The 17,392-nt window shown below is 71.1% G+C and carries 19 protein-coding genes; 4 read left to right on the forward strand and 15 right to left on the reverse strand.

The genetic code is table 11. The annotated features are described in order from the left end of the window. Positions 1-193: 193 nt before the first annotated feature. Positions 194-1,201: an aldo/keto reductase gene (locus ACGFZN_RS32275; protein WP_393861996.1), complete on the reverse strand. Its 1,008-nt coding sequence runs from the start codon at positions 1,199-1,201 to the stop codon at positions 194-196. Positions 1,202-1,291: 90 nt separating this feature from the next. After that, a complete protein-coding gene (locus ACGFZN_RS32280; RefSeq protein WP_393861997.1) occupies positions 1,292-2,191 on the reverse strand; it encodes an SDR family NAD(P)-dependent oxidoreductase in 900 nt (299 codons plus the stop codon). Between the two features lie 118 nt (positions 2,192-2,309). On the opposite strand from ACGFZN_RS32280, the gene ACGFZN_RS32285 reads away from it, so the two are divergent. Further along, a complete protein-coding gene (locus tag ACGFZN_RS32285) occupies positions 2,310-3,065 on the forward strand; it encodes a TetR/AcrR family transcriptional regulator (RefSeq protein WP_393861998.1) in 756 nt (251 codons plus the stop codon). Positions 3,066-3,361: 296 nt separating this feature from the next. Here ACGFZN_RS32285 and ACGFZN_RS32290 read toward each other — a convergent pair whose 3' ends face one another. The 5 genes from ACGFZN_RS32290 to ACGFZN_RS32310 form a co-directional block, all read right to left on the reverse strand. After that, the gene (locus ACGFZN_RS32290; protein ID WP_393861999.1) at positions 3,362-3,739 is read right to left on the reverse strand and encodes an acyl-CoA thioesterase; all 378 of its coding nucleotides are present in this window, start codon (positions 3,737-3,739) and stop codon (positions 3,362-3,364) included. Positions 3,740-3,806: 67 nt separating this feature from the next. Next, positions 3,807-4,325 carry an MEKHLA domain-containing protein gene (locus ACGFZN_RS32295; RefSeq protein ID WP_393862000.1) on the reverse strand — a complete coding sequence of 173 codons (519 nt, stop codon included), beginning with the start codon at positions 4,323-4,325 and terminating at the stop codon, positions 3,807-3,809. A 230-nt stretch (positions 4,326-4,555) separates the two neighbouring features. Continuing rightward, complete coding sequence (locus tag ACGFZN_RS32300; protein WP_393862001.1) at positions 4,556-5,089, reverse strand: hypothetical protein; 534 nt, start codon at positions 5,087-5,089, stop codon at positions 4,556-4,558. Between the two features lie 232 nt (positions 5,090-5,321). Continuing rightward, positions 5,322-5,729 (reverse strand): SsgA family sporulation/cell division regulator, encoded by a 408-nt coding sequence (locus tag ACGFZN_RS32305; RefSeq protein WP_393862002.1) that lies wholly within the window; start codon positions 5,727-5,729, stop codon positions 5,322-5,324. 79 nt (positions 5,730-5,808) lie between these two features. Next, a complete protein-coding gene (locus tag ACGFZN_RS32310) occupies positions 5,809-6,459 on the reverse strand; it encodes a DUF308 domain-containing protein (RefSeq protein WP_393862003.1) in 651 nt (216 codons plus the stop codon). Positions 6,460-6,951: 492 nt separating this feature from the next. Here ACGFZN_RS32310 and ACGFZN_RS32315 point away from each other — a divergent pair, with 492 nt between their 5' ends. Then, positions 6,952-9,801 (forward strand): LuxR C-terminal-related transcriptional regulator, encoded by a 2,850-nt coding sequence (locus ACGFZN_RS32315; RefSeq protein WP_393862004.1) that lies wholly within the window; start codon positions 6,952-6,954, stop codon positions 9,799-9,801. A gap of 150 nt (positions 9,802-9,951) precedes the next feature. After that, entirely contained in the window at positions 9,952-10,986 is a 1,035-nt protein-coding gene (locus tag ACGFZN_RS32320; RefSeq protein ID WP_393862005.1) for a DUF4331 family protein, read from the forward strand. Positions 10,987-11,148: 162 nt separating this feature from the next. On the opposite strand, the gene paaK is transcribed toward ACGFZN_RS32320, so the two are convergent. Beyond that, positions 11,149-12,495, reverse strand: a complete 1,347-nt coding sequence (gene paaK, locus ACGFZN_RS32325; RefSeq protein WP_393862006.1) for a phenylacetate--CoA ligase PaaK — start codon at positions 12,493-12,495, stop codon at positions 11,149-11,151. Further along, positions 12,492-12,923 (reverse strand): hydroxyphenylacetyl-CoA thioesterase PaaI, encoded by a 432-nt coding sequence (paaI, locus tag ACGFZN_RS32330; RefSeq protein ID WP_393862007.1) that lies wholly within the window; start codon positions 12,921-12,923, stop codon positions 12,492-12,494. Before paaI ends, paaK begins: the two co-directional genes overlap by 4 nt. A 95-nt stretch (positions 12,924-13,018) precedes the next feature. Between paaI and ACGFZN_RS32335 the strand changes: the two genes are divergently transcribed. Then, a complete protein-coding gene (locus ACGFZN_RS32335; RefSeq protein ID WP_393862008.1) occupies positions 13,019-13,444 on the forward strand; it encodes a hypothetical protein in 426 nt (141 codons plus the stop codon). Positions 13,445-13,534: 90 nt separating this feature from the next. Here the strand turns inward: ACGFZN_RS32335 and ACGFZN_RS32340 are convergent, their stop codons facing one another. The 6 genes from ACGFZN_RS32340 to ACGFZN_RS32365 form a co-directional block, all read right to left on the reverse strand. Continuing rightward, positions 13,535-14,140 carry a dihydrofolate reductase family protein gene (locus tag ACGFZN_RS32340; RefSeq protein WP_393862009.1) on the reverse strand — a complete coding sequence of 202 codons (606 nt, stop codon included), beginning with the start codon at positions 14,138-14,140 and terminating at the stop codon, positions 13,535-13,537. 306 nt (positions 14,141-14,446) lie between these two features. Beyond that, entirely contained in the window at positions 14,447-14,902 is a 456-nt protein-coding gene (locus tag ACGFZN_RS32345) for a MarR family transcriptional regulator (RefSeq protein ID WP_393862010.1), read from the reverse strand. Next, positions 14,899-15,393, reverse strand: coding sequence for a MarR family winged helix-turn-helix transcriptional regulator (locus ACGFZN_RS32350; RefSeq protein WP_393862011.1), 495 nt, complete (start codon positions 15,391-15,393; stop codon positions 14,899-14,901). Before ACGFZN_RS32350 ends, ACGFZN_RS32345 begins: the two co-directional genes overlap by 4 nt. 83 nt (positions 15,394-15,476) lie before the next feature. Next, positions 15,477-16,043, reverse strand: coding sequence for a lytic transglycosylase domain-containing protein (locus ACGFZN_RS32355; protein ID WP_393862012.1), 567 nt, complete (start codon positions 16,041-16,043; stop codon positions 15,477-15,479). Between the two features lie 164 nt (positions 16,044-16,207). Next, positions 16,208-16,630, reverse strand: a complete 423-nt coding sequence (locus ACGFZN_RS32360) for an ATP-binding protein (RefSeq protein ID WP_393862013.1) — start codon at positions 16,628-16,630, stop codon at positions 16,208-16,210. 96 nt (positions 16,631-16,726) lie between these two features. Further along, on the reverse strand, positions 16,727-17,266 hold the full coding sequence (locus ACGFZN_RS32365) for a TspO/MBR family protein (protein WP_393862014.1): 540 nt from the start codon (positions 17,264-17,266) through the stop codon (positions 16,727-16,729). Between the last annotated feature and the right edge of the window lie 126 nt (positions 17,267-17,392).

Raw genomic sequence — 17,392 nt, forward strand, 5'->3', positions numbered from 1 at the left:
GTCTTCGGCTCGTGGGTGCGCCGGGTGCCGGGGAGCGGAGGCTGCGGGCGCACCCCACGGGAGCTCAGGCAGGGCTGTCATTCCACCAGTGAGCCCGACGTACGTGGCCGACGTGAGGGTGATGGCCGATGACGTGCGGTCACCGCCCGGGTTGCCCGGGCCGTGACCCATCGTTCCGGCGTCTCGGCGGGGCTCAGCGCTCGCTGTCGAGAGTGGCGAGCAGGGGGGCGGCGTACCGTTCGCCGGCCGCGGCGCCGGCCGGGACGGCCTCCTCGATCTCCTTCAGCGCCTGCGCGTCGAGCGTCAGGGCGGCGCCGCCGAGCGACTCGGTCAGCCGCTCCCGGCGGCGGGCTCCGACGAGCGGCACGATGTCGTCGCCCTGAGCCGCGACCCAGGCGATCGCCACCTGGCTGGTCGTGGCGCCCAGGCGCTCCGCCACCCGGCCGAGCGCCTCCACCAGGCGCAGGTTGGCCTCCAGGTTCTCGCCCTGGAAGCGCGGCGAGTGGGCGCGGAAGTCGTTGCCGCTCAGCTCCCGCGAGGGCGACCAGTGGCCGCTGAGCAGACCACGGGAGAGGACGCCGTACGCGGTCAGGCCGATGCCCAGTTCACGCAGGGTCGGGATGATCGACTCCTCCGGCCCCCGGGAGATCAGCGAGTACTCGATCTGCAGGTCGCTGATCGGGGCCACGGCGGCGGCGCGGCGGATGGTCTCCGCGCCCAGTTCGGACAGGCCGATGTGGCGGATGTAGCCGGCCTGGCGCATTTCCTCCAGCGCGCCGACGGTCTCCTCCACCGGGATGCTCGGGTTGAGCCGGGCCGGGCGGTAGATGTCGATGTAGTCGGTCTCCAGTCGCCGCAGGGAATAGGCGAGGCGGTCCTTGACGGCTTCCGGCGAGACGTCGTACGGCACCGGCTGGAAGGCGCCGTCGGGGGTGCGGCGCGAGCCGAACTTCACGCTCAGCACCACGTCCTCGCGACGCCGCTCGCGCAGGGCGCGGGCGATCAGCATCTCGTTGGCGCCTGAGCCGTAGAAGTCGCCGGTGTCGATCAGGTTGACGCCCGCGTCGATGGCGGCGTGCAGGGTGGCGATGCTCTCCGCGTCGTCGGCCGGGCCGTACAGGTCCGACATGCCCATGGCGCCGAGGCCGATCGTGGAGACCTCCGGGCCGGACGTGCCGAGCTTGCGCCGGGTGACAGTCATGACGATTCTCCTTGTGGGAAGGGCGGTGTGTTCAGGATCGGGTGAATGCGGGGCGGATCCCGCCGCGGGCGAGGCGGGACGGGGCGGTTCTCAGATGCGGTCGAGCAGGCGGGTGACACCCATCCGGCGGGCGAGGCGCAGCCGCAGTTCCTCCGCGGCGCCGTTGATGATCTCGGCGCCGTAGTCGGAGCCGTCGGCGACGGTGCGGCGCGGACGGCTGCCCACGGGCAGGTCGACGATCCGGACGACCTCGTCGGCAACGATCTGCGGATCGGCGCTGACGCCGTTCACCATCATGCGCTCGGTGTCGTCTCCCATGGAGGCGAGGAAGGGGGTGATCTTCTCGTACGCGGCGGTGCGTTCGGTGTCGGCCGGGAAGGCGGCGTTGGCGAAGTGCGCGGTGCCGTGGGTGAAGACGCCCGGCATCAGGATGGTGGTCTCGATGCCGTAGGCGGTGACCTCCCACGCGGTCGACTCGGCGAAGGCGTCGAAGGCGGCCTTCGCGGCGGTGTACGGGGCCAGGAAGGGCGGGATGGCGCGGGTGGTGCCCGAGCCGATCCACAGCAGCAGACCGGACTCCTGGCGCCGCATCACCGGCAGGACCGCGCGGTTCACCCGCAGGGCGCCGACCGCGTTCACGTCGAAGGCCCGGATGATCTCCTCCGGGCTGAACGCCTCGGTCACCCCGACCAGGAGGTGGGCGGCGTTGTGCACGACGACGTCGAGGCCGCCGGTCTGCTGCACGACCTCGTCGACGGCCCGGGCCGCCGACTCCTCGGAGAGGACGTCGAGTTCGACGACCGACAGCTCGCCCGGCGCGCCCTTGGCCTGGTCCAGCAGGGCCTGGGCCTTCTCGGCGTTGCGGCCCCGGGGGTCGCGCATCGAGGCGAAGACGTGGTGGCCGGCGTGGGCGAGGGAGACGGACGAGAGGGCTCCCATGCCGGTGCCGGCGCCCGTGACGAGAACCGTGTGCGAGGTATCAGCGGACATTGCTCTTCCTCCTGTCAAGGGCGTCGACGTTCCGCTCTCCCGGCGGATCATCGCTCACCGATTTGATACATCGACGATAACATAGCAGCGATCACAGTCAAGCGTTATCATTGATGGCATGACAGCGATCGATACGACACTGCAGCCGCGCGAGCGCATCCTGCGCGCAGCGGCGGCCCTGCTGGACGAGGGCGGCCGGGAGGCGGTCTCCACCCGTTCCGTCAGCGCGGCGGCGGGAGTTCAGGCCCAGACGATCTACCGGCAGTTCGGCCACATGCAGGGCTTGCTGGACCAGGTGGCCCGGCGAGGCCTCGCGGCCTACCTCGCCGACAAGAAGGCGAACCTGGCATCCGGCGACCCGGTGGAACAGCTGCGCCGCGGCTGGGACCTGCACGTGTCCTTCGGCCTCGCCAACCCGGCCCTGTACCGGCTCCTCTACACCGACCCCCGCCCCGGTGAGGGCGAGGCGGCGACGGACGAGGCGTACGGCATCCTCGTGCACCTGGTCACCCGGGTCGCCGAGTCGGGCCGGCTGCGGATGGGCGTCGAGGCGGCTGCGGAGATGATCAACGCCGCCGGCATCGGCGTGACCGTCACGCTGATCGGCTCCCAGCAGGCCGGGCGGCTCGCCGACCACGCCGGCCTGTCGGAGAACACCCGCGAGGCCGTCTTGTCGGCCCTGGTCACCCAGGAGGAACCGACCGCACCCGCCGAGACCACGCGGGCCGCCCGCGGCGCCCGGCACGCCGTGGCCCTGAAGGCACTGCTCGACGAAGCCGAGGACGACCGTCCCTTCACGCCGGGCGAGCACCTGCTGCTCACGGAGTGGCTGACCCGCCTCGCCGCCGGCACGACCCGCGGCGGCGCCGACTAGCCCACGCCCCGCCCGCGCCGGACCCCACGTCCGGCGCGGGGCCGCGGACCGGGTGCGGACCCGGCGGAGCGGTGCCGGGACGGTGACCGCGGTAGGCACCGCGGTCTTGGGGCGGTGGGCCGACATGGGGTGGGCCCGACGGCCGGTGGAGTCAGGGTGGTTCGCCATGCCCTCATGCTGTCGTGCGGTCGGCGAGCCAACATCACACGTTCACGCGATAAGTAACTGCGAACATGACTCTCATGCCGGAAGTCATACGGGAGCGTGGCGGCGGGACTGAGCGAAGGCGCGAAGGATCAGCGCGGGATCAGCAGCTCGCGCTCCAGGACTTCACGTGTCTTCTCCGTCCACGCCTCGGGGGTGCCGGTCCTCGGGGCGATCTTGACGATCACTCGTCGTCCGTGGGCGTGTGTGACGTCGCCGGAGTGGAACCGGAAGGCGAACTCCGCGCTCGTGCGGCCCAGCCGGCCCAGCCCGAAGGTCACGTTCACCCGGCCGATCCGGGTGACGGGCCGTTCGAAGACGACGCGCAACTCCCGCACCACCACGTTGAGGTCGGGATGCCCCAGTGACATCCCCAGTCCGGCGAAGTACCGCGTGATCGCCCGCTCCAGCAAGGCGGCGAACCGCCCGTGGTAGAGCATGCCGAAGGCGTCCAGAGCGTCGAAGAACACCTCGACGGTCTCGGTGTGTCCGCCGGCATCGCCGTACGACGCCCCGGTGCCGGATCCGTCCGTCGTCTCACTCTCCTCGGCGTGGGTCCGCCGGGGCCGGCCGGCCCCCGCCCGTGTCGTCGGTCCAGGACCGGAAGACCGCGGCCTGGCCGTGTTTGCGTCCGTCCGCGTCCACCAGGTCCCACATGCAGACGTCCTCGATCCAGAAGAGACCGCCGCCCTTGCGCACCCTGCGGCCCCGGTAGCCGTCCGCGAAACCCCGCCGGGTCACCGCGGCGACGAACGCGTCGCGGTCCTGCTGGCCGTCCGGCGCCGCAGAGAGCCGGGACGGCAGGCCGGCGAACTCCGCCTCGCCGTAGCCGAAACAGCGCTGCGCGGTGCGGTTGGCATAGATGAAGCGGGGATCGTCCGAGGTGTCGTGGGCGAGCAGCCCGAAGGGTGCCTGCTCGTACGGCCAGTGGGCGGCCTCCGCCTCACCCGCCCACTCCCCCGGCCACAGGGGTCTGCCCACGATCCGCAGATGGCTGCCGAGCAGGAGGGCGGCGAAGTCCGTGCCGCGGGCCATGGGAACTCCGGTCTCAGACATCGGCGCCCTTCTTCCTCCTCACTTCCCCGCGCGGCCCGAACCCCGGGCCACCGCACGGGGCTTCACTGCCGTCATCCTCATTTCGACAGGTGCTGTCAGGCATCCGTCAGATGACTGACACCAGGACCACCTGCCTGCTGATCAGAGCATGACAAGAGTTCGCGGCAAGGGCCGCACCCCCAGCGGGGCGCAGGAGGACGCCGCTCCACGGGGGAGCGGAGCGAGCGGGCTCAGCCGGCCGCGCCCGTTCCGTCCTTCGCTTCCCCGTTCTTCTCGAGGCTCCGGTAGAACACGGAGTGGCCTTGCTTGATGCGCTCCGCGCTGCTCCGGGCGACCAGGCCCTCCAGAGTGGTGCGCACCACGGTCGTCTTGATGACGCGGTCCGGGTGCGCCTCGCTCAGCGCGGTCGCGACCTCCGCCGCGGAACACGGCTCCGGCTGCTCGGCGAGATACGCCCTGATCAGGGACACCAGGGTCGGTGTCTGCTGCTTCCGCCTCGTGGCGCCCGGCCTGGAGGTCACAGGCAGGTCGTAGCCCTGAGCGGGTGACATGGGGACCTGCTGGAGGGGGATTCCGCTCTCCAGAGCCTGCTGCATGGTCGCGAGCACGGTGTGGTCATGCTGCAGGGACAGCAGACGGGCCTGCAGTGACTCGATCTCGTGTCGGATCTGATCCTGTTCCTGCACGTTCCGTTCGAGATCTTTTGCCAGCTGGGAACTGTAATGCGTCAGCAGCTCAGTGCTGGTCAGGCTGGCGTCAGGCATGCCGCAGACCCTCCTTGGTCGGCTCCAGGGCAAAGGCTCTGTGTCGCTGTGTCATGCGGTTACTGAGGGGACGTGTCTCAGGCGCTCCCCCAGATAGTACGCCTTGTCTCATGACCCTGGTCAGGTCCGCCTCAGGGGTTGCCTGCCTGTGTCAGCAACCAAGCGAATGTCAATCCACCGTCCTTGGCTCCCCGAGTCAACTAACTAACCTCTTGTTGAATGATGCACTACTTCACAGGATGAGCTGTGTCAGCTCGTCCCAGTCCACGTTCGCCATCTCCCGGCCGCGCGGCACCAGGGCGTAGGACCGGCCGAGCCACTGGACGACCGGCTGAGCCGGTATTTCGAACAGGGCCGTGTGCCCGGTACGGGTGTCGCCCACCCGGACCCACAGGGAGCGCCGGCCCTCGCGGTGGACGGGCCAGATCTCCACCTCACCCCGGCCGGACCGTGCGGTGAGCCCCTCGGTCAGCAACTCACGGGCGAACACCCAGCGCACCGGATACTCCCCCGCGGGGTGGAAGATCAGCGTGACGGCGAGTGGATCGGCGCAGTGGTACGAGAACTCGCACTCGATCGGCAAGGGCAGACGACGGGCGACCCAATGGGTGATCTGGAGCGCGAGGCTGGACTTCGTCATGTGAAACCTCCTGTGAATTGCCCGACGCAGCCGGGCGAATGACCTTCGGGACAACCGCGTATTGCCGCCGGTGACGTGCTCAGTAGAGGGGGCGCAGCACCCGGCTGCGCCGGCGGGAGGCGCCGACAGCCTCCACCAGCCCTGCCATGACCATGGCCAAACCGGCGAGATCGGCCAGTTGCCCCAGGGAGGCAAAGGGGAAGGCGGTCATGAAGAGCCCGGCGGAGACGATCACCGCGTTCAGCAGGTCGTCGCAGGCGACGACGTGGCCGACCGAGGACGGCGTCACCGACACCGCCATGGTGGAGCCCCGCAGGAGCAGTCCGAAGCCTGTCCGCAGACCGAGCAGGAACACCGAGTCGGCGTGGCCACGGAAGAAGAAAGCCGCCAGGACCAGCACGACGAGCCCGCCGGCGGCCAGGAGCCGGCGTACGCATCGCGGCACCGGCGCCTGCCGCGCGGCGAGCAGCTGGAGCACCCCCTGTACGGCGAACTGCGCCCCGAAGGCGATCTCCGCAGCGGTCCGGGTCGGTCCCGGCGTCACCAGCAATGTGGCGCCGGTGCTCACCGAGGCCAGGGCTCCGGCAAGCCGGGCGGCACGGCGCCCCACACGGACACCGCGGACCGTGCTCACCGTCGCCCGGTGAGAAGAACGCTGGTCCTCGAACCGCGCGGTCTCCAGCTGGGCCATGTGCTCACTTCCCGTCGGCGCGGCCGGTGCGGGGCGCATCCGGCGCTCTCCTGAGCAGGTCGCCGATTCGACCGGCCACCGTCCGCCTCAGTGTCGCGACGGGTCCGCTGCCGCGGCTGTAGTGCGCTCTCGACGGCGTCCACGGGACATCCCGGCGTCCGGCCGCGGGAGTACCCCACAACGCTGGTGCGGACCTGCGGCGACGTCCGTCCGGGGAGAGGTTCGCGTCCCGCAAGTGCCGGCCGGTAAGCCCGGCCCGGAGGCCGGCTCGTGGGGTTGTCCCGACATCCCCCGTGGGGAGCGCCCGGACCGCTTCTCAGGCGGTCTCGACAGCCAGGGCGGCCGGGGACCGCCCAGGATGGTCGATGACGCGGGGAAGGCCGCGCGCCGTACAGGGCGGCTTTGCGTCTGACAGGCCGGACACGCACCGGCACGCGCCCGTCCTGCCATCGGTCGCCGGATGCCCGGCACTGACACCTCGTCGCTCCGCGCCCCGCCGGTCGTAGCGAACAGACCCTCCTGGAGGTTGCCTTGAGCCAGGCGATTGACACCCTGCGGGCGGCGTCCGGTGCCGCCGACGAGGTGTCCTCACTGCCCGTACGCGGACGCAGAGCGGAGCTGGAACGGCTCACCCAATGGGTGCGCCGCCACGTCCACCGCAACGGCGGCGGAGTCCTGTGGATCGAGGGGCCGGCCGGAGCGGGCAGGTCCCGCATGCTGGCCTGCGCCGGGAGCGAAGCGGCCCTGGCCGGAGCGCGGGTGCTCACGGGTGCCGCGATGGCGCGGGGAAGCATGACTCCCCTGGCGCCGCTGCTGGACGCGCTCACCGCCGACGCGGAGGGCTTCGCCCACGGGCTGAGCACTCGCGCCCGCCGGGAGAGCGCCTCCTACTGGCTGCTCCGGGAAGTCGCCGGCCGGCTGCGCGAACTCACCCGCGAGCGGCCGGTCGTCCTGCTCGTCGACGACGTCCACGACTGCGACGACCTGACCCTGCTGGCGCTGCGCACCCTCCCGGTCCAGCTCGCCGGCCTTCCGCTGATGTGGGTCCTCACGGCCCGGACGCAGGCCGACGCACCGGCCGTGCGGAGTCTGCGCCGGGACCTGTTCGCCCGGCAGGCCACCCAGCTCGCGCTGCCCCCGCTCGCCCCGGAAGCGGTACGGCAGATGGCACTGGACCTGCTCGGGCCACGGGCCGCCGTGGCCGCTCCCTACCTCCATTTTCTCGACGGACTCCCGGGTGGGGTAGGGCAGTTGTGCGCGTATCTGCGGGATCTGCCCCCTGTCGTCCCAGGCGCGACGGCGGGGCCGCCCGACACGCAGACGGTGCTCGCCTGGCTGGCCGCCCGACGTCTCGAACAGCTCTCCGAAGACGCCCGGGAACTGGTGCTGATCGCTTCCGTACTGGGCGGTGCCTTCACCGTCCAGCACCTGTCCCAGGTCCTCGAACGCTCCGAGCCCGCCCTGCTCACGCCGCTGCACGAGGCCCTGGCCGTCCGGTTTCTGCACGCGGAGGACGACCGCCTGGCCTTCCCGCACCCGCCGCTGCGCGAAGCGGTCGCGGCGACCCTGCCCCGGCCCGTGCGCCTGTCCGTCCGCAGACGGTCGATCGAGGCCCGGGCCAAGGCGGGCGTGCCGACGGTGGCACTGGCCGCCGAGCTGATCGACGGCGCCGAGGCCTCCGACGTCTGGGGCGGACGCATTCTGCGGGACGCCGCGCGCGAACTGGCCCTCGTGGCTCCGGGCACCGCGGCCCGGTATCTCAGACGTGCCGTGGAACTGAGCGAGGACGTGGGCCCCGAGCGTCAGCGCCTGTCGGCGGCCCTCGTGCCGCTGCTGTGGCAGACCGGTGACGTCGCCGAGGCCCAGCAGCGGGCCCGCGAGGTCGTCCAGGCGCCGCCGGATCCGGTCACCCACGCCACGGTCTGTCTGGAACTGGCCCGCATGAGCAGCCAGTTCCGCCTCCACCGGCCGGAGGTCCACGTCCGGCACGTCCATCTCCGGCGCGACGTCCCGGTCTCCGTGAAGGACCAGCTGCTGTCGATCACCATGCTGAACCGGGTGCTGGCGGGCGATGCAGAGGACGTGCTCGGCGCCGCGGCAGCGTCCCCGACGCGGACGCGCGGTGTGCACCCGGTCGGCGCACTGACGCAGCGAACCCTGCAGTCGATGAGCGCCGCCCGCCGGCAGAACTGGTCGGACGCCGTCAGACTCGGCGACCTCGCGGCGGCGGACCTCGCGCACCTCGGCCCGGGCCGCGCCGCCGCGCTTCCGGAGGCGGCCATCGCCATGGCATGGCGAGCCTCACTCATGTCTCTGTCCGGTGAGTACGGTGACGCGCGAGCCGTGGTGGAGGAGGCCGTCGCAGAGGCGGAACGGCGCGGACGGCGGGCGCTGCTGCCCCTGTGGCGGACCGCCCGGGCCCGTCTGCTGCTGGACGGCGGCCGGTTGGCGGCCGCCGCACGCGAACTGTCGGCCGCGCAGGAGGCGGCCGAGGCAACCGGGCTGTCCTTCACCGGGGAGCCGGCGCTTTTGTGCATCCGGGCCCGTGTGGCCTTCCACACCGGGGACGACGCAGGTATCCAGGCCTGCGCGGCACAGGCCGACGCCTGCCTGCGGAGCGACGATCCCCAGCAGCGCCGTATCGGCGCGTGGATCACGCTGCTTGCGGCGGCATACCGCGGCACGCATCTGACCGCCGAGCAACTCGACGCGGCAGACCTGTACTTGAGAAGCGGATTCGTCCACGCGACCGTGGCCGATCCAGGCGACACGGTCCTGCTGGTCCGCGTGGCGCTGGCCGCCGGACTGCGCCAAGCCGCCGAGCGAGCCGTCGAGTTCGCCGACGGCCGGGCACAACGCAACCCGCGGCTTCCCCTCTTCGGGGCAGCCGCGGCTCATGCCCGCGGTCTCCTGGAGTCCGACCCGGCCGGGCTCCTGGCGGCGGCCGAACGGTACGGGAGCGCACGGCCGCTGCTCAGGGCACAGGCCCTGGACGACGCCGGCGCGTTCCTCGAGGCAACCGCCGCCCGCGACGCACGGTCCTGCTTCGAGCAGGCCCTTGAGGGGTACGACGACTGCGGCGCCGAGCGGGAGAGCCGCCGCACGCGCAGCCGGCTGCGCAAGCCGGGGATCAAGACCGCCGGGGGCTCCGGCGCTCCGGACACCGGCTGGCGCGGGCTGACCCCGGCGGAACTGGGCGTCGTACGTCTCATCGCTCGCGGAGCGACCAATCGCCAGGCGGCGCAGCGGCTGTTCCTGTCACCCCACACCGTGAACACGCATGTGCGGCACGCCTTCGAGAAACTGGGCGTCCGGTCCCGGGTCCAGTTGGCCCGCCTCTATCTGCAGGAAGTGGACCAGCCTGCCGCCGCGCCCTCCTGACCCGCGGTGCGCCCTGCGCGGCGCTGTGGGGTTAACCCGAGAGATGCCATATGGGCAGCGCTCAGCCGAATCTGGAGCCGCCTCGACAGATTGCCGCACCCGAGCTCACCAGACTGGGGAGCACGGCTTCGACACGAAAGCGAGAACACCATGTCCCACCACCTCGACTCCCCCATCGCCCGCCAGGACCCCCGCCTGGACATCACGGACCTGTACCTGTTCCGGGGTGAGCAGGGCACCGTGTTCGTCACGAACCACAGCCACTCCCTCGCCGGTGAGGACATCCCCCGGGGTCTGCATCCGGAGGGCAAGTACGAGTTCAAGATCGACTCCGACGGCGACGCCGTCGAGGACGTGACCTACCGCTTCACCTTCGCCGAGGCCGACGCGAACGGCGCGCAGACCTACCAGGTGCGCCGGCTCGCCGGTCCCGACGCCCGCGACGACTTCGCCGAGGGCACGCTCATCACAGAGGGCCGTACGGGCGAGACCGTGGAACTCCCCGGCGGCAGCCGCGCCTGGGTCGGCAAGGCGGGCGACCCCTTCTGGATCGAGCCGGACGTCCTGCACGCGGTCGGCCACGCCTTCCAGGACGGCACCAAGGTCGATCTCTCCGCCTGGGACGCGCAGCAGGCGTCGAACCTGTTCGCGGGCCACACCGTCTACTCCATCGTCCTGGAGGTGTCCGACGGCGAGCTGCTGCCGGCCGCCGGAGCGGACCGCAGGATCGACGTGTGGGCCGTCGCCTCCCTGGCCACGGACGCGGGCGGCTGGCGGCCGATCAACCGGGCCGGTCTGCCCATGATCCACCCGCTCTTCACCCAGTACGACGAGTCCCTCGGCGACCGTCTCAACGAGAACGCACCGGCCGACGACGTGGCGCTGTACGGCAAGGCGCTCACCGAGTCGGTGGCCGGGGTGGTCCGCGCCTACGGCACGGCCGAGGACCCCGAGGCCTACGCGCAGACGGTCGTGGAGCGCATCCTGCCCAACGTGCTCCCGTACGTCGTCGGCACGCCCGCCTCCTACGGCTTCGCCCGGTGGAACGGCCGCACGCTCACCGACAACGCGCCGGACGTCATGTTCTCCTTCGCGAGCAACACGCCGGTGACGCTCGGCATCGGCAAGGAGTCGGTCACCGCCAAGCCCTCGCAAGCCTTCCCGTACGTGCCGCCGGCGGCGTGAACGGTGTGAGGATCGAGCCGTGCGGGCCTGCCGGACCGCCCCGCACGGCTCTTCTCATGGCCGCGTCGAGCCCCGGCGGCCGACCCCATGCACGCCGGCTCACCCTCGGCGAACCCCTCGGGGCGCAGTGTGCCCAGCGGCGCAGGCCGTTGGGCGAGGAAGTCACGCCTCGCGTCGGTCCCTGACCCGGCGGAGCTTGCCGAGGGAGCGCTCCAGGGTTTCGGGTTCCACGATCACCACCTCGACCGTCACGCCGACACCGTCCTTCACGCCCTTGGCGATCATGCGGGCGGCCGCCTCGCGCTGTTCCGGTCCCGTGCCCGGCCCGGCCTCCACGTGGATGGCCATGTGGTCCATCCGCCCCCGGGTGGTCAACTGGATCTGGAAGTGCGGGGCGACCCCGGGAGTGCGCAGTACGACCTCCTCGATCTGGGACGGGAAGACGTTCACCCCGCGCAGGATGATCATGTCGTCGCAGCGGCCGGTGATCTTCTCGATACGGCGGAAGCCGGGGCGGGCGGTGCCGGGCAGCAGCCGGGTCAGGTCGCGGGTGCGGTAGCGGATGACCGGCAGCGCCTCCTTGGTGAGCGACGTGAAGACGAGTTCGCCGCTCTCGCCGTCGGCGAGGACGTCGTCCGTGAACGCGTCGACGACCTCGGGGAGGAAGTGGTCCTCCCACACGTGCAGGCCGTCCTTGGTCTCCACGCACTCCTGCGCCACTCCGGGGCCCATCACCTCGGACAGCCCGTAGATGTCGACGGCGTGGATGTCCATGCGCTCCTCGATCTCGCTGCGCATCGCCTCCGTCCACGGCTCGGCGCCGAAGATGCCCACCTTCAGCGAGGTGGAGCGCGGGTCCACGCCCTGCCGCTCGAACTCGTCGAGCAGGGTGAGCATGTAGGAGGGGGTGACCATGATGATCTCGGGCTGGAAGTCCTGGATGATCTGGACCTGCCGGGCGGTCATGCCGCCGGACGCCGGTATCACCGTGCATCCGGCGCGCTCCGCGCCGTAGTGGGCGCCGAGGCCGCCGGTGAACAGGCCGTACCCGTAAGAGATGTGGACTTTGTGCCCGGCGCGGCCGCCGGCTGCGCGGATCGAGCGGGCGATCAGGTCCGCCCACGTGGAGAGGTCCTTCTCGGTGTAGCCGACCACCGTGGGGCGGCCGGTCGTGCCGCTGGAGGCATGGATGCGCCGCACGTCGGACATGGGGACGGCGAACATGCCGAACGGGTACGTCTCGCGCAGGTCGGCCTTGGTCGTGAAGGGGAACCGGGCCAGGTCCCGCAGGGTCCGGCAGTCATCGGGCGTCACACCGGCCTGGTCGAACTTCTTGCGGTACAGCTCGACGTTGTCGTAGGCGTGCCGCAGTGTCCGGCGCAGGCGGCGCAGCTGGAGGGCTTCGACCTCCTCGCGGGGCATGCGCTCGGCGTCGTCCAGCAGCTCGGCCGGAAGGGGTTCGCCGTGGCGGCGCGTGGTGCCCACCGGTGCGGTCGGTTCGCTGGTCATTGCGGCTCCTCGAATTCCTTGCTCCGAACACTGCGGCTGCGGCCGCGGAACTCCGCGATCACCGTCTCACCGCGCAGGACAGTCACGTCGTAGATGCCGCTGCGCCCGAACCGGGTGACCTCCCGGGCGTTGGCCGTCAGCACGTCGCCCTCGTGGGCGGGCGCCACGAACGTGACATCCGCTCCGGAGGCGACGGTGACCGGTCCGTGGCTGTTGCAGGCACAGGCGAAGGCGGTGTCGGCGAAGAGGAACAGGTATCCGCCGTGAGCGATCCCGTGGCCGTTGACCATCGGCTCCGTCACCGTCATGCGGAGCACCGCGGTCCCTTCGCCGTGCTCCAGCAGTTCGATGCCGAGACGGCGGGACGCCCGGTCGGCGGCGAACATGCGCGCCGTCGGATCCGTGAGGGAGGGCGTTACCTCTGCCATGACTTATACCACCTTGTCTACCGACCGAACATTCGGTTAGCTTGCGGCGTGGCCAGTAATTCAAGCCATGCCAGGGCCTGTCAAGAGGGAGTCACATGCATCCCGCAGCCATCGAGGCGCCCGACCTCTTCGCCCGCCACCGCACCCTGCTGGAACGGGCGGTGGCCGCGACGGAGAGCCGGGAGCACTGGACGCCCTATCCCGAGTCGCCCGGCAAGTCCGTGTACGGCGAGGACGCCGCCCACCTCGGCGAGGCGGCCTTCCGGGAGCAGATCGGCAGGCCCTTCGACCTTCCCGGACACCCGGCGGACGGGCGCGTCGCACCGGAGGAGCACTCCCCGTACGGCTTCCCGCTGGGCGTCAGCTACCCGCGCCTTTCACCGGCCGCTGCCGTGGCCGCCGCCAAGGACGCCGCGGCGGCCTGGCGCAAGGCCGGCCCGGACACGCGCGCCGGAGTCGCCGCGGAGATCCTCGCCCGGCTGAACGCGGCGAGCTGGTTCCTCCTGGTGGTGTGGTCCTGAGCCGGACGACGCGTCCTGGGCCGAGCAGTTTCGCGTCGCGACGGACTCGCCGGCCGCGATCGAGCGGCCCGGCTCGCCGACAGGCCTTGGCTAGTAACTGTCGTAACTGGGCTTGCCGGTCGGCTGGTAGACGCCGACGACGGTGCCGCTCTTCGTCGTCGAGACACTGACCGGCTTCAGAGCGGTGGGGACCGCTCCGTCGGCGAACAGCCTCTTTCCGGTGCCGATGATCACCGGATGGATGGTCAGCCGGTACTCGTCGACCAGGTCGTGCCGCATGAGCGTCTGAGCGAGATCGCCGCTGCCGACGACGTTGATGTCACCGCCCTCAGACGCCTTCAACTCGCGTACGGCGTCGGCGACATCGCCCTCCAGCAGCGTGGAGTTCTCCCACTCCAGGGACGTCAGGGTCCTGGATGCCACGTACTTGCGCATGCCGTTCATCCGCTCGGTGAAAGGGTTGCCGGCATCGGCGGTCGGCCAGTACGCCGCGAAGATGTCGTACGTCTTGCGGCCGAGCAGCATCGCGTCGGAGTGCTCGTACCAGCCGGCGACGGCCGCGCCGACCTCGTCGTCGGACACCGGCTTCTGCCAGCCGCCGTACTCGAAGCCGCTCTCCGCGTCCTCGTCCGGACCGCCCGGTGCCTGCATGACGCCGTCCAGCGACAGGAAGGTGCAAACGATGATCTTACGCATGGCGCGCTCCCTTCGTGCTTCGTGTCGACGGATGGACTGCGCGACCACCGGAAACTCATCGGCCGTGCCTCGGCGGCACGGCAACGATCACCGTCCGGTCCTCAGCGGCCCGCCCTGCCTCGTCCTGACAGGCTGCGTGCGGCGTGTGACGTAGTTGCCGGTGCGTGAAAGGTGACGCATGCAGACCAGCACGGTGGCGTGCCACGCGCGGTCGGCCTGGCGGTCGCCGCCGCAGTCGAGTCGACTGCGATCACTGCGGCCCGAGGAGGCCGGCACGAGCAGTCGGTTACAGGGCCGGGTGGGAGGTCAGGCGGTCAGCGCGGCGAGTTCCGCGTTGGCGCGTTCGGTGACCAGGGCGAGGACGCGCCCGGCGGCTGCCAGGTCCTCGGCGGGTATCCCGCCCCAGATGCGGGCGGTGAGCGGGGCGGTCTGCGCGCCGACGGCGTCGAGCAGCTCGCGCCCGGCGTCCGTCGGGCGGAGGTGCGCGCCGTCCGTGACGAGCAGTTGCTTGGCCAGCAGCTCGTCGACTGTGACCCGGATGTGAGCCGGATCAGCCTTGATCGAGCCCTGGACCTGCGCGACGAGGTCGTCCGGTGTCTGCGGGGTGTCGGCGGTGACGGCGGCGCGCACGGCGATCTGCTGCTCGAAGGTGATGCCGTGCCGGGCCAGAGCCTGCTCCAGAACGCCGCGGGCGGCGTAGTGGGCCAGGCCGAGGGCGCGCGCGTCAGCGAGGGGGGCGGAAGTGGATGCGGTGGTGGTCATGGTGTCGTCTCCTGAGTGCTCTGGTCGTCCGGTGGGGACGGAGAGAGAGGTGCGTCGAGCAGGGTCGTCAGCTCGTCGGTGAACGCGCGCGTCCGCGGGGCGTCGAGGCCGCCGAGCGGCTCCAGCAACTGCTGAAGCAGGTCCTGGACCACCGCGACGGCCTGCCGCGTGACGGCCTGTCCCCGCTCGGTGAGGGCGAGCTGTACGGCGCGCGGGTCGCGGGGATCGCGGGTGCGCTCGATCAGCTCGGCCGACTCCAGGGCGCGCGCCAGCTTCGAGACGTACAGGGCTTCCAGGCCCGTATGGTCGGCGAGCCGGCGCTGACTGGGCCGCTCGCCGGCGCGCTGCATGCCGTACAGCGACGCGACCAGTGAGTACTGCGCGTGGGTGAGGCCCAGAGGAGCCACCGCGCGATCGACCGCGACGCGCCACTTGTTGGCGAGCCGCCATACCAGGAAACCGGGCGTGGGGCCCGCCGAACCCTTGCTCATGCCCAATAGATTACATGGCTACTATAGCCATGGCTACTATTTTCGGGCAGCGTTCAGGCGCGTCGCCCCGGCGACGGCAGGGCTCATCCCGGTCCGGAACCGGCCCCGGGCCCGCTCGGCGTGCCGCAGTCCGCAAGGGCCTTGGCTGCGCGGATCCTGTGGGCACGGAACCGGCGCAGATAGGAGCGTGCCATGGGGCCCGGGGGGACGCCTCGGGCAAAGGCCCGCATGTTGCGCTCGCCTGTGTTGTATCCCAGGGCCAGGAGTTCGTCGCGGGTGTAGCGGCGTACATGCCGCTGTGGAAGGCTCTGGTCGAGGTCCTTCAGGTGCAAGGCGGCGACGCGGATGGCGAAGGCGGGATCGTCGCGAAGGCCCTGCCACCGCCCCGCCAGGCCGTGCGCCCGTTTGACCCGGTCGAACGTCGCGCGGTGCATGTTGGCCACGCCGAAGGACGCCCCGGGCTTCCACCACTGCCACAGGCGCTCCAGCAGCGGGTGGTGGGGCTTGTACGCCTCGTTGTGAAGCACGGTCATGACCAGCAGAGGCGACACTTCCGCCTCTTGGGCGCTACGGATCACGACGGCGGCGTAGTCGGCGGGATCGTAGCCGTCGGGCAGCAGCGGTGGGGTCGGCGCCTCACCGGCGTCCACCTCGCGAGCTCTTTGCTCGGACCTCGGCGTCGGTCGCCTGGTCATCCGCACTCACTTTCCGGGCGTGGGCACAAGGTGCCAGGGCCTGCGCCGGGGGCGAGCCTGTTCCCGGTGCCGGGCATGGGTGTCAGGTCCCCGGCGAGAGGATGCTTCGCCGCGGCGGCTCAGGACTGCTGGGCGGTCCTGGGTGGTTGGAAACAGGCGGTGACGTCTTTGCCGTGGGGGCAACGGCGGGCCTGCCAGCGGTCGGCAAGGGCATCGACGAGGAACAGCCCGCGCCCGCCCAGGGCACTGTCACTCGCCCCGCGCCGTTCAGGCAGCCGGCTGGAAGGGTCATGCACCGTCACATGCAGGCATTCCTCGTCCCAGGTGAGGATGAGCTGCGCGGTGCTGCCGGCATGGAGATGGGCGTTGGTGACCAGCTCGGACACGGCCAGCACCACGGAGTCCACCAGATCCGGTGCCCTCTGCTCCCAGCCGAGGTCCGCCAGATGCGCACGGGTCCAGTCCCGGGCGGCCTTCACATCGCTGCCGAGGGGCAGCGACCGCGCCCATCCGACCGCCCTCAGTGACGGGTCCTGCGCCATTTCTCTCCTCCAGACCGAGCACCTGCTTGTCCCGTCTGCCCCGTGAACGGCAACGCGAACGTGAACCGACGCAAGGTGGCGCACTGAGCTTTCGCCTCAGTCCCTCCCCCGCTTCGACGCCGACATGACTCCGTGGTTCTGCCGGGCGATGGCCCCGTTCAGTGCTGTGGCGAAGAGGCACCATGCCGCGTAGGGCAGCAGGGCCTTGGCTGCCGTGCGGTCGGTTTGCGCGGTTCGGTGAACGAGCTCCACATTGCTGAGATCGAGCAGCAGTGTGCCCGCAAGACCGGCCTTGGGACTGCGCAGGCGGAAGAACAGCCTCCAACCGGCATTCAGGGTGAGGTTGACTGCCAGGCTCACGGCCACGCGCACTCGCTCACGCCGCTTGCAGGAACCCCGCAGCGCTCGGCCGCCAGCGTACGCGATCATCGCGTACAACGGTGTCCAGACGGCGCCGAACGCCCAGGGCGGTGGCTGCCAGACGGGCTTGCGCAGCGATCTGTACCAGATGCTGCCGGCATCGACAGCCAGCCCTGCGGCCGCGGCTGCCACGCTGACGGCGGCCCCGGCGGCGGCGAAGGGCGCCAGCCGACCGACACTGAGCTTCTGGCCGCCTTGCTCGCTGATCAGTCTCATACCCGTAGGGTTTCCCCCACACTCCGCTCATACCACTGGGCACCGCTGCGCCGCACTCCCCTGCCGCACCGGCCGCCCGCGGTACATCCCGCGTTCAGTGCGCCGGACCGGAATGCGTCACCGGTG

Source organism: Streptomyces sp. NPDC048192, from assembly GCF_043202415.1.
Taxonomy (GTDB): domain Bacteria; phylum Actinomycetota; class Actinomycetes; order Streptomycetales; family Streptomycetaceae; genus Streptomyces.